We start from the raw sequence: 13,441 nt of genomic DNA on the forward strand, positions 1-13,441 counted from the left end.
TGATTATTTTTCTAATCTATCTTATTTTTATGATGGTAACTTGTATCTAAAAGCTGGCCTTTAGTATGGGCGACTCCGTTCATAATTACCTGCTCAACTTTTAGAGTGTTAGTTATGTCCTCTAGTGGATTAGCGGACAACAACACAATATCAGCTAACTTGCCTTTTTCAATGGTTCCAGCGTTTAATGCCAAGGCTTCTGCTGCGGTTTTTGTGGCACTTTGCAATGCTTCAAATGGTGTCAGCCCTGCTTTTTCAACATAAAACATCATCTCTGCATGTAGATTCATCCCCATAACAAGATCTGTTCCTGCAACAATTCTGGTACCTTGATCATGCAAAGTCTTAATTGTTTTGGCGTAGTGCTCCATAGTATCCAAATAAGGTTTAGGTAATGGAGCTGTCTTTTCAAAAGCCTCTTGAGTCCATCTTGGATAAATACCTAAACGAACATCATCTCGAAGCTCAGGTTTATTAGCCAATAGTAAATTCAACGATCCGAACATAGTGGGCGATACAATCTTATCCATCAGCGCAATAACATCTTGGTAAGCTCGTCCTCCCATTTGTTTAGTGCTATAACCTCTGCGACTGGTGGCGCCTAAATGCTCTACTCTGTCTAGTCCAATCAGAGATGCTGGATACAACTCATGACTAGATACCTGTACTCCCATCTCATTGTGGGCAAACTCTACCATCCGTTTTTGTTGTAAATCAGGTAGGCGCACATAGCTTTTTAATAAGTCATACTTTAATGCTTTGGCGCGCTGTAGTTCTTTTTCAAAATGAGCTTCATTTTGAACCGCAGCGCCATGGCGATAATAGGCCCGCTTCCACTCGAATAAATGACCTGTGGTATAAATTCGTGGTGAAAGTCGCGTACCGGCTTCACTTGCTTCACGGTCTTCAACGCCATGGTAAGGTTGATTACCAGGATCCCTTATAGTTGTGATACCAAACGCAAGCCAGCCTCGAAACAAGCTTTGGCCATAGTTCTTTTTACCATGTACATGACTGTCAATTAAACCTGGGATAGCATAAAGCTCGGAGGCATCTATTACGGGATATTTATCCCCGAAGGAAGATGGGCTGGGTACAATATCTAAGATTAAGTTATCTTTTATAATAATATCCATGTGTGCTTGAAGCGCATCTTTTTTGCCGTCAATCACACCTGCAGTGCGTAGTACCTTTATACCCGTTGGCTTAGATAAGGTATAACTCAAATCAAAATCAATATTAGTTACCACACCGGTTTTAATATCGAGTTTCTTTAACGCTTCGTTTGATTGAAATAACAAGGTGCGGCTATCGCCTGCCCAAGTGGGATTATGAGCCATATCAGTAGCAATACGTTTGACCGGCCCTGTGGGTTTACCATCCTTAGCCACAGGCCATATGTGAATTTCTCCACCATATAAGCCTGCCATTAGCTTTCCATCTGGTGACCACACTGGGCCTCCACCGCCTCTAGTATCAAATGAGATATTTTCTATCGGCGCGACCCAATAGGGATCAGAGCCGTCTAATGGGATCATATAAATTTGATTAGTGCCTTCTCTAAAGCTTGCTGAGTAGGGCTTTTCTCGCGCCACCATAAGCGCTTGGCCATCGCCAGACCAATCAGGTTTACCTAGCTGCTTTAAAGTTTCGGTCACTTGGGTAACTTCGCCAGTCTGTGCGTCAACAATAGCGATACTTGACACTCCCCACGTCCCGTCCATTTTCAAAATGGCAATGCGTTTTCCGTCTGCAGACCAATCTGCTCCCATGGGTTGCTTGTCCATATGGGTCAGTTGCCGAAAGTGTTTTGTTTTAGTGTCGTATATCCATAGTTGTAACTGGTTTCCTCCTTTGTCAGATGAATATACTAGGTATCGACCATCAGGTGACCAAGCAGGATCTGCTTCTACATAATGGTCTTGGGTAATATTTACTGGGGTTTTGCCGATTTCCATGGTGTACAAATCACCTAAGGCAACGAAAGCTAGCTTGTTACCATCGGGAGAAATAGTAGGTCGCATCATTCCCAGTAAAGGGCGCTTTGCATCAGATACAAAATCTCTTTTTGCGCGCTCATAGGTATCTGTATATCGAAACAACTCGGCTGCAAACTCGACACTAGTAACCTGATTGAGTTGTTTTAAATCTCTACGTCGAATTTTTCCGTCTGAAACATAATACAGAGCGCTATCAGCGCCAATACTGGCTTTAAATGGAAACACGTATTCTGATTTACTAAGGGTGGTTTCTGGTAAATCAAAGGACGTATATTTTAATTGGTCATTGCTAACATAAAACAATATGTCATTGTTCCATGCTAAAGGGGTTAAACCAGTTGCACCATTGATCTCGGTCACTTCATTTTTTGTTTCTATTTCAATGGTATTAATGGCATAGTTTTTTTGGTACTGACTCGAGTAAGACACCCGTTTACTATCTTCTAGCCATATGGGCATGCGATTTTCAGCTGGGTCTTGTGTCAACATGGAAATATTCCCTGTGGCCACCTCTAACAACCAAATATCATAACTACTATTATTATTTTTACGATCAGAGCTAAATGCTATGTATTTTCCATCAGGAGACCAACTTGGCTCTCTATCGTCATAGGGGCCGCTGGTCAATTGGGTACGATTATCTCCATTTTTACTAATAGACCATAAATCGTAGCCCCCATCAATGTATGCAAAGTAAGCGATAGTTTCACTGTCAGGAGACCATACTGGTTGCCTAGCGTCCTCAAACGAGCCAGTTATTTGCTTAGCCTCACCGCCCTTACTTGGCATTACCCAAAGGCTGCCTTGTAAATCCAGAACAATCCATTTTCCGTTAGGTGAGACAGATACCGCTAACGCGGTACCTTCATTTACAATTACCGACTCTTTATTGGATAAAGGCTCAGCGTAACAAACACTCACTAGGCTTACACCGACAGATAAAGCCCCTAAGTATAACCCTAGTAAAATTGAGCCCACCCTAGCCTTTTTACTACCGAAAAGTTGATTTAGCATACTAGTTACCCTTACCTGAATACCTTGGGTCGGTTAGCTGTTCAACTGTATAATAATGACCATTTGAGATAACCGAACCTACCTCTAGTGTGTTATTAATATCTTCAAGTGGGTTTGCTTTTAGTAAAACAATATCTGCCAATTTACCAGCTGCTATAACACCAGCATTTAAGTCTAACTCTTCAGCAGGGATTTTCGTGGCAGTTTGTAGAGCCTGAAAAGGCGTTAAGCCTGCTTCATTTACATAAAAACTTAATTCACCATGTAGATTTAACGCAAGTACGAGGTCAGTTCCTGCTGTGATTTTAGTGCCCTGATCAAACAATGATTTTAATGACACAGCCTGCTGTTTTAGACTCTTAAGAAAACGCGCTGGTATAGAGTTACCACTCTTTAAACGTGCGTTTATCCAATCAGGATAAAGGGCTAAACGAGGATCATTAATAATCTCTGGTTTCTTCTTAGCTAACATAGACAACGAACCGAAAATAGTAGGCGTTACCACCTTGTTCATCATAGCTAAGCCATCCTCATAGGCTCGGCCACCTATGTGTTTAGGACTGTACCCACGACGGCTTGTAGCACCTAAGTGCTCTACCCTATCTACTCCAAATTTAGCGGCAGGAAAAATCTCATGGGTAGTTACAGGTACACCCATCTCTGTATGAGCGAATTCAACCACGCGCTTTTGCTGTTCATCTGGTAAACGTACATAACTTTTAAGTAAGTCATATTTAAGTGCTTTGGCACGTTTTAACTCTTTTTCTAAATGAGCGGGACCAGCAATGGCAATTCCCATCTTGTAATATACTCGCTGCCACTCCATTAAATGCCCAGTAGTGAAAATTCGAGGGCCAACTCTCACCCCAGCATCTGCAGCCTCTCTATCTTCAACACCATGGTATGGTTGATTCCCTGGGTCACGTAAAGTGGTAATGCCGTAGGCCAACCACCCTCTATGAGCACCTTGGCCAAAATCTTTTTGAGGGTGCACATGGCTTTCAATTAAACCCGGCATGGCATACATACCAGTAGCATCTATGGTTTTGTATTGGCGGTGTAGCCCCTTTTTATGGGGTGCTACCTCAAGGATCTGATTCCCTTTTATTAAAATATCGACATCTTCAATAAGCTCTGGATTAGCCCCATCAAATAAGTGAGATACATGCAGCACTTTCGTTTCATCAGGAATATCTAACGTGTATGTTAAATCAATGGGTATCTCTGTTATTTCTCCACTGAAAACATTTACGGTTTTTAAGATATCATTTGACTGATATAGCACAGTAGATGAATCACCTGACCAAGTTGGGTTATGAGCTATATCTGTATCCATACTTCGAGGTGGCCCTAACTTTATGCCATCTTTAGAGACAGGCCAAACCTTAAGCTCACCACCATAAATAGCCGCCATTTTGGTTCCGTCTGGAGACCACGCAGGCCCACCGCCACCACGAGTATCAATAGACATGTTCTCGATAGGAATACTCCAATATTCCTCGCCGCCATTCAAAGGAAATATATATATTTGGTTTGTGCCTTCTCTAAAGCTTTTAGAGTAAGCAAGAGACATAGGTACAGCCAACTTAGTACTGTCAGGAGACCAAGAAGGTTTACCGGGCTGTTTTAAACGCCCTGTTGCATAAGTGGTTTTACCGGAAGCCACATCAACCACATCAATACTGGCTTCTCCCCACATGGCATCAACATTTATAAAGGCAATGGACTTACCATCTGGCGACCAAGTAGCACCCAATGGCTGAGTAGCTAAATGGGTAAGCTGGCGCTCTTTTGATGTTTGCATATCCCTTATCCAAAGCTGCATCATATTACCGCCCTTATCAGACGAGTAAACTAGATACCTGCCATCAGGAGACCAAGATGGATCAGCATCCATATAATGATCTTTAGTAAGATTAATCGCTGTTTCCCCTATGGTTTTTAGGTACAAATCTCCTGTCGCGATAAACGCAATTTGCTTGCCGTCTGGTGAAAGTGATGGTCGCATAACACCTAGAACAGGCTTTGGCTCAGAAGAAGTAAAATCTCGAACAGCATGGGGATATTGAGGATTTAAACGGGCAAGCTTGGCATTTAATGGAATGGTCTCTAGGGTTTTAAGGTTGTCCAAAGAGCGGCGGCGGATTTTACCGTCTGAGACATAATAAAAATCATTATTTGGGGTGATATTACTCTTAAACTCAAAGACAACTTCATTTTCAGTAATACTAGTATCATCTAGCTTAAGGACAGTGCCATTTCCGGCGGTTTCCTGTACATACATTAAGTTTTTCTGTGATGTCCAAACAACAGGAGTCAGTGCGCTAGAAGATGATTTTTCTAGCTTAGTTACCCCAGCCAAATCGGTTGTCCAGATCCCATACGCATCTTTATGCTTACTTGCGTAACTAATAGCTTTGCCATCTGCCGACCAGATTGGCATTCTGTTTTCATAAGGGTCATCTGTAATTTGAATAATGTTCTCGGTGGCGATATCTATCACCCAAATATCATAACTTGGATAACTGTTGTTACGGTCTGACGAAAAAGCAATTTTGCTACCATCTGGCGACCAAACAGGCTCCCTGTCATCATATGCACCACGGGTTAATTGCGTTGAATTGGTCCCGTCTTTATCCACTATCCAAAGATCGTAACCTCCGTCAATAAATGCAAAGTAAGCTAGTTTTTCACCGTTTGGAGACCAAACAGGTTGTCGGACATCATGGGTGATATCTGTAATGCGAGTGGCGCTGCCACCACTTGCTGGCAAAGTCCATAAACTACCCTGTAAATCAATTGCTAAAGTTGAACCATCAGGAGATGCAGACACAGACAAGGCAGTTCCTTCATGAACTGTCACAAATTCATAATCAGGAGACGTATCTTGTGAAAAAACAGCAGACGTAAAACAAGTGGCGCAGGCAACTAAGGCACAAATGCCTAGAATATTTTTTTTCAATTTCATATATAAACTCTTTAAAAAGATACTCCCAGAATATTTTGGGAGTATTAACAGCGGTTTAGAATTTCATTTCAAGACTAGCGTACAGATACCGCGAATATGGCAGGTAAAGATTCGCCAAGTATTGTCCTGAAGCATTCAATGGCGGCTCTTTGTCAAACAAGTTACGCACCCCAATTTCTGCTGAAAGACCGTTATAGGATGAAGACTCATCAAAGTTATATTGGAATGACGTATTTATAGTTGTAACAGGCTCAACTTTAAAATCTGCACCACTTGCATAATTACCATCAATAACGCTTCCCGTATATTGAGCTGAGATCCTGTAAGTATAATTGTCCATGTTCCAAATCAGGCGGCTACTGGCTTTCCACTCAGGCTTTTTACCATCTACACCCACCTCATCTGATGTCCCAATCGAAATGTACTGATCCAATAAGCCAGCTTGTTGTGCTTGTTGCGCCGCTTGCATTTCTGCTGATAACTCTTGTTTGAAGCTAATGAGTTTAGACACCGCCATATTAAAAGAGAAATCACCGTATTGAGTGTTACCAATAGACCAATCAAAATTAAAATCTAAGCCTTTTGCCTCAATTGAATTCAAGTTAGCGTAGTCCGTTTGCACATATTGAATTTCACCAATTGGCTCTAAACCTGTGCCAGCAAAAAAGGCTACTTGGTCAGCATTTGGCTCATATCTAAATACCCTTGAATCGGCAGTACCTTGTGTAACTCTTAGATAAGCATCATGAATAATAATATTAGCCGTACCTTCAATTCCAACCTGATCATCAATTTGAATCGTCCAAGCATCCATTGTAAAACGAATATTACCTAAACCATCCGCTAGCTCTGGCGTGTATACAAATCCTACAGATTGGTTAGTAGAGGTTTCTGGTGTTAGGTTTTCGTTGCCTTGAGTATGTCGAGTCACAGCAAAATACTGGGTACACTCTGAATAGTTTGCGATGTTGCCATTTTGAACATCCCCCTCACAAAAAGAGTAATCCAGAAACGTCTGATATCGCGCCATTTCGGTAGCGTTTAATACCTCAAGGTTAGGAGCCTTAAAACCTTCAGACCAAGAGCCTCTTAACATTAGACTGTCCATTACGCCCCATGCAAGAGCAACCTTAGGCGTTGAAATATCACCAACGTCATTATAACTTTCAAAGCGTCCCGCCAATTGCATATCTAATGTTTGCACCAATGGAATATGCATTTCTTCAGAAACCAATGGCAATGCAAATTCTGCGTAAGCTGTTTTTACGTTGCGGCTTCCGTAGGAGTCCGGAGTTGGACTAGAGCCAGCAAGATCACTGTCGTAGGTAGTACCTGTGTACCAATCAACGTAAGGAGATGAGCCGTCAACTAACGGATCTCGATCATCTTTAAGTGACTCATAGCGAACTTCGACACCCGCTGCAAAACCTACACTACCTGCTGGTAATTCAAAAATATCAGACTTATTAATCTTAAAGTCCCAAGAAGCCAATTCAGAGGTACTTTCTCTGACAGACCAAGTAGTAAAGGAGTCTATTGTGCTTTGAGAATTAGTTGGCTCGTCACCATAGGTGATGTGACTGTATGAACCACCATTAAAAGGATTATAAGCATCCGCTGTTGTTAGTGACATAGCTTCAACAATTTTGTTTACACTGTAACTTTCTGAGCGGTCTTTAGCGTAACCTTGCGAGTATAAAAACGCAGACTCCCATTCAAAGTCATTGGCGGTCCAACCTTTAAGCCCCGCCAAAATACGTGTTTGCATATTATCAACGTCAACATCGCGATTACCTGCGTCTGCAAACCTATAGTATCGTAATTCTAAAGGTACACCCTCGTCTGGAACATTATCTAGATTATCAAGCCGGTTAGGGTTTAACGAACCATCAGCTAAATAAGTCGCACCAAATGGGTTGTAATATGCATCAGCTGGTATGTAAACGGGGGTATTGACAGAAAATGCCCCAGGGCCAGTTACGTACTTAGACTTAGCTTTATACAAAGCTAACTCACCTATAAATTCTAAATCAGGGGTGATTTGATATAAAAAATTACTAAATATATTGAAGCGATCAACCTTTGGCGTCAGATAAGTATTATCTTTTGCAGCATCATATTTATACTCAGTCGTGGTCGATCCCTGTGCATAACAAATGCTATCGACTGCCTCAGATGCACAATTTGCAGAGTCAGCTAATTCAGAGTGAAAGTACCCTGCTGCCGATGTAATTTGCTGCCCATTTTGAGTAACAGCAAAAGGTGCCACAAAGCTACCCCAAGGAGAGTAAGAGCTACGACCGTCTAAAGAAGCAGCGCCGTATAAATCCGTACCTGTTAAAAAATTACTGCGATCACTTGTGGCTGTGTACCATTGGTCAGATGTACGTTGTGGCTCCCTGTGAGAGTAATTGTACATAACTGAAATATTACCCTTACCGTCATTGATATCTGAGCCCCAATAACCTGTAAGTTCTGTATCAGAACGTCCCGTGCCTTCTGCTGCACCGAACTTAAACTTGATACCAGCTCCGTTAATGTTATTGCGCGTAACTACATTAACCACCCCAGCAATCGCATCTGAACCATAAATTGCTGCCGCACCATCAAGTAATACCTCGACCCGGTCTAAACCATACATGGGAATTGCATTAGTGTTAAAAGTGGTGGTTGACATACTGTCATCAACAGTAGAGGTGGTAGGATGGATGACGGAACGGCGACCATTAATCAATAACAGAGTATTAGACGCCCCAAGGTTTTTTAAGTTTAAAGAACCGGTGTCACCACGTGCCGCATTACTACTTCCTGGGATCCATGATTCATTCCACGTTATATCCCCCATTTGCGGCATACTTCGAACGAGCTCATTACCATCAACCACACCTGTTGCACTAAGGGCTTCTTGGTCAAAAACAGCAACGGGTAATGCCGCATCGATCCGAGAGTTAGCTATTTTTGAACCTACTACAGATATTTTTTCAACTCGTTGTTCTTGTTTCGCTATATTAGATGAAGCATTGCCTTCATCATCTGAAGCCGAACCAGATATCTCAGCTGGACTATTCTCTGACATCCTTTTTTGGCTTACCTGGTTGGACGCCAGTAACTCCTTTCCCGCAGATTTTTCACTCTGTTTAATAACCACAACCGTATTGTCGTCAACCACTGAGTAGGTTAACCCAGAGTTCATTAGTAACTCATTTAGGGCATCAATCGAAACTCTTTGTCCAGAAACCGCTCGGCTACTCATCCCCTCTACTGATTCTGCATCTACAGAAATTTGTACACCTGACTGTTCTGAATAAATTAATAAGGCAGAGGCTAGTGATTGCTTAGGAATATCAAAGTCTGACAAGCTTTTTACATCTTGGGCAAAACTGCAAACCGATGTCAAAGACATTATCGTGGCAGCTAGCGGCAATAGTTTAAACTTGCGATATTTAAAAGTTTGCATCTGTTTGTTAATCCCCATCTTTAGATTTTTATTATATTTAAATGAATATTAATTCACACTCACCCTGTAAGACGCAGACCAACAAATAATCGGAACTTAATATTGCAGTTTATTTACAGCATTTTGTTTCTACAATTAAAATAAAAATACATTCCTACCATAACATGTTGATTTATAATAATTATAACAACAATTTAATTATAAAAATCTATTTAAAAAAGCCATTCCAGCCTAGTTTTCACATATACTTCCAAGTTAATACAAATAGTCTTTATGTTAAAAACAATAACAAAACACATACATAAATATGCATAAAAATGAATATACATAAGATTTATTAGTGGCTTTTATAGATGGCTTGGCACAGTGAAGATGGTTGTGAGGGTTAAGGTAGCCACCTAGAGCCGAAGCGTGGCCAATACCTAAATAAGAACAAAATTTTTATAAGTTACTCCATATCAAGAGCAATAAATAATGAACTAAGACCTGTAAATATATTCAAAGCTTGGGTTAAAAATCCTTATTTTTTTCAATATTGGGAATGTCTCCCCTGTCAAAATAGGATTTTTTATAACTTTAGTCTTAATTACGAAGAAATAAGAAAAAATAACTTAACCAAAGTGGATGAATACGTTTATCATCCACCGCAAATTTTTACACAAAATAGGATTTTATTATGAAAATTTCTGCATTAATCGTTCTAGTTGGCACACTTTCATTCTCAACCGTGAGTTTAAGTAATGACTTGTTAAGCTCTGCAAAAAGCTTACTAAGCGACGATAAAACCGAAACAAGCACTAGCTCGTTGAGCGTCACAGATATGATTGGCTCAGTTTCTGACTCTTTGGGAATTACGGAGTCACAAGCAACAGGTAGCCTAGGTTCGATTTTTGACTATGCAAAAGAAAATATTTCTGCGGAGCAGTTTTCTTCTATTAGCGACTCTCTTCCAAGCTTAGATACTTTAATGTCAGCAGTGCCTACAATAACAGGTGACAGTAGTGAAAGTAGCAGCAGTGGTCTTGGCGGTATGTTAAGCAAAGCGACTGAATACAGTGACTCTTTAAGTGGCCTTGCAACGTTACAACAACAATTTGAATCTCTTGGCCTTGATGCTGACATGATTTCTAAAGTTATCCAAAGTGCCTATACATATTTAGACACTGAGCAAGGACAACAAGTAAAGGCTCTTTTACAAGAAGGCTTGAGCTCACTTTCATTATAAAAAATACCAGTTTAATTAATTAGTTGGCGCTTATTACCAGCTTTATAAAAGGAAAAAAACTATGGAAAATTTAGACGAAAAACTACAGGTTTTTTACGACAAGGCAATTGCATTAGGTACTGAGTACGGAACGCAATTTATACTTGCACTTGTAGTTTTAGTAGTAGGTCTTTGGATCATTAGCAAGCTGAGTGATGCAGTTAGAAAGTACTCTATAAAGGGACTTCCTGACGAAACACTCGCTAAATTTTTAACCAATATTTTTGAAATTGTATTAAAAGTATTATTGGTTATCAGTGTTGCTTCTATGGTTGGTATAGAGACCACTTCATTCGTAGCAATTTTAGGTGCAGCTGGTTTAGCGGTAGGTTTGGCTTTACAAGGCAGTTTATCTAACTTTGCTGGTGGCGTGATGATCTTAATTTTCCGTCCTTTTAAAGTGGGTGACTATGTAGGCGCTCAAGGGCTTGAAGGTGCAGTAACTGATATAGGTATTTTTGTTACTACCTTTGAGACTTTCGATAAGCGAATTATCATTGTTCCAAATGGCCCGTTAGCGAATGGCAACATCACTAACTACACAAAAAGCAGTATTCGTGCTGTAGAAGTTTCAATTGGTATCTCTTACTCTGATGATATTGCAAAAGGTAAAGCCGCAATGGAAGCCGTATTGAAGGCTGATCCTCGAGTTTTACAAGACCAAGCGAACATTGTTGAAGTGGTTGATTTGGGCTCTAGCTCAGTTGACTTTTTAGTGAGAGCATTCGCACAAACTGATGATTATTGGGCATTAAATTTTGCTTTACGTCCAGCTTTGAAAGCTGCAGTTGAAGCAGAAGGCTTGACCATTCCATTCCCACAAAGGGATGTGCATGTGTTTCAAGAAAACCAATAAACAGTAGAAACTTAGAAAAGGTGTGCTCTATAGCACACCTTTTTTTTGCTTAGCGTTTTTTAAAAAGCAGGTTGCTTTTGAAATAACCAGGTCACAGCTTCAGAAAAATTATTCTTCCAAAGCTGCTCGGCTTTTTCATTATTTGAGATACGTTTAAATTTCATATTGTCTCTAGGATGACCTTGAGATTTAAGTTGCCGATACATTTTATCATTATCAGCAATCATGCCGTCTCCCTCATTGTCACTATATAAAATAAACAAGCGGCTATCTAATTTAGCTTTACTGAATCGGGTAAAAGCAAAAACATCTTGTGAATACCAGTAGGCTGGAGAAAATATCCCCGCTTTACTGAATACTTCTGGGTAGGCATGTAACGCGTAGTGAGACATTAATCCCCCCATATCGCTGCCCATTATGGCTGTGTATAGGCGCTCTGGCTTAGTACGGAAATTATTATCAACATAGACTTTTACAACTTCGACAATAAAATCCATGTACTCTTTACCCTGAGCCACCCCAAAGCGTTTGTTTTCCCATGGAGATAACTCATTCATTCGTTCTTCATCACCATGGTCAATGGCCACTACAATCACTTCAAATTGCTCACTGGCAGCTAGAGCATTTAAAGATTCATCGACTCCCCACTCCCCTTTGTCTGCGGTTAAATCATCAAATAAGTTTTGGCCATCATGCATATACACAACAGGGTAAGACTTTTCTGAAGTATCATAACTTGGAGGTAAATACAGCCTGACGGTTCGTTGCTTATCAAGTCCAGTTATCGCGAACTTAAAAGGCAAAACCTGTACATTTGATGTGGCTGTTGAGTGTTTTTCTGGCTCAGAACAAGCCGTAAGTAAAAAGCTAAATATAAAAATAGAAGATAAAAGACGTACTAACATAGTGATAAACTGCCTACTCCGTTGAATTTCTTTTTGTGCGTAAAGATGGCAGTTATTATCTACTATGTATAGGTATTTGTCGTCCAATACCCTTAGCTAAAGCGTTTCTACAGCTACAATACTTTGACAAGTCATGGAGTAATATTATTTATTAGCTTTTGAATTTTAGAATAATCAGTGGTTTCAACAAATCCTAGACTAAAGGATTGCACTGTATCTAAATACTTGTCCTTGTTGCTACGACCAAACCCTAATACTGTCATGTAAGGCCTACTAACGTAGTTATCTGGATATTCATCATCTTGATGATGATATAGGTATAACATTCTTGGAGATTTTATATCGCCAAAAGCAATCCATTCTGGACTTGGCAAGTCAAAGAGGAACGGCTCGTTTATAGGATGAGCTTGGCTGTCAACCGAGGCATACCAAAAATCGCTTTCGTCCATTTCTCCACCGGGAACACCTTCATACTGCACCCAATATTTATAACCTTCACTCACCTGTTTCATAGTGAAATCTAAACGGTCTGGATAAAAATCCCATTGTCCCTGCCACTTGCCGTTATCAGATGTAAATACTATACGCACATGTTGCAAAGTATTGATTGTAACCTCTGATGTGGATGGCGCGGTTGTGCTATTCATAGCATGAAAATAGCTCGCATCCTGCTTATGAATAGCGTTAGGAAAGCCCCTGTACTCACCTTTATGACCAGAGCCCTTTTGGTCGGTAAACCCAATCCAATCTATGCCGTCTTTGTCAATCATACTTGAAAGGCCACCCCCAGTTTTCTCTAGGTAATATTTGGCATTTCCTGTAGTAACAATGTAGCTAGATAAGCCACCGGCAGATTCATCAAGACCATGGGATAACACCACACTAGTTTGTTGCTCTAAAGAGCTACAAGCTGATATTAACCAAGTTGCAAAAACAGCCAGAAGTAACCTATTGCTATATAACTGCATAATAATCCC

At 40.5% G+C, this 13,441-nt stretch carries 7 protein-coding genes; 2 read left to right on the forward strand and 5 right to left on the reverse strand.

Going from position 1 to position 13,441, the window contains the following annotated elements; genetic code table 11:
* Nucleotides 1–11: 11 nt before the first annotated feature.
* Genes ACMUMK_RS08475 through ACMUMK_RS08485 form a run of 3 tightly spaced genes read right to left on the reverse strand, consistent with a single transcriptional unit; the run spans nt 12 to nt 9,439 of the window.
* Complete coding sequence (locus ACMUMK_RS08475; RefSeq protein WP_414700696.1) at nt 12–3,014, reverse strand: amidohydrolase family protein; 3,003 nt, start codon at nt 3,012–3,014, stop codon at nt 12–14.
* A 1-nt stretch (nt 3,015) separates the two neighbouring features.
* Entirely contained in the window at nt 3,016–5,982 is a 2,967-nt protein-coding gene (locus ACMUMK_RS08480) for an amidohydrolase family protein (RefSeq protein WP_414700697.1), read from the reverse strand.
* A gap of 55 nt (nt 5,983–6,037) precedes the next feature.
* Nucleotides 6,038–9,439, reverse strand: coding sequence for a TonB-dependent receptor domain-containing protein (locus tag ACMUMK_RS08485; protein ID WP_414700698.1), 3,402 nt, complete (start codon nt 9,437–9,439; stop codon nt 6,038–6,040).
* Nucleotides 9,440–10,115: 676 nt separating this feature from the next.
* Here ACMUMK_RS08485 and ACMUMK_RS08490 point away from each other — a divergent pair.
* Both ACMUMK_RS08490 and ACMUMK_RS08495 read left to right on the forward strand, forming a co-directional pair.
* On the forward strand, nt 10,116–10,664 hold the full coding sequence (locus ACMUMK_RS08490) for a DUF2780 domain-containing protein (RefSeq protein WP_414700699.1): 549 nt from the start codon (nt 10,116–10,118) through the stop codon (nt 10,662–10,664).
* Nucleotides 10,665–10,725: 61 nt separating this feature from the next.
* A complete protein-coding gene (locus tag ACMUMK_RS08495; protein WP_414700700.1) occupies nt 10,726–11,559 on the forward strand; it encodes a mechanosensitive ion channel family protein in 834 nt (277 codons plus the stop codon).
* A gap of 59 nt (nt 11,560–11,618) precedes the next feature.
* Here ACMUMK_RS08495 and ACMUMK_RS08500 read toward each other — a convergent pair whose 3' ends face one another.
* Both ACMUMK_RS08500 and ACMUMK_RS08505 read right to left on the reverse strand, forming a co-directional pair.
* The gene (locus ACMUMK_RS08500; RefSeq protein WP_414700701.1) at nt 11,619–12,464 is read right to left on the reverse strand and encodes an alpha/beta hydrolase; all 846 of its coding nucleotides are present in this window, start codon (nt 12,462–12,464) and stop codon (nt 11,619–11,621) included.
* A 131-nt stretch (nt 12,465–12,595) separates the two neighbouring features.
* Nucleotides 12,596–13,432 carry a hypothetical protein gene (locus ACMUMK_RS08505; protein ID WP_414700702.1) on the reverse strand — a complete coding sequence of 279 codons (837 nt, stop codon included), beginning with the start codon at nt 13,430–13,432 and terminating at the stop codon, nt 12,596–12,598.
* Between the last annotated feature and the right edge of the window lie 9 nt (nt 13,433–13,441).

Origin of the sequence: Paraglaciecola sp. 2405UD69-4 (genome assembly GCF_047525415.1) — a bacterium.
Lineage (GTDB): Bacteria > Pseudomonadota > Gammaproteobacteria > Enterobacterales > Alteromonadaceae > Paraglaciecola.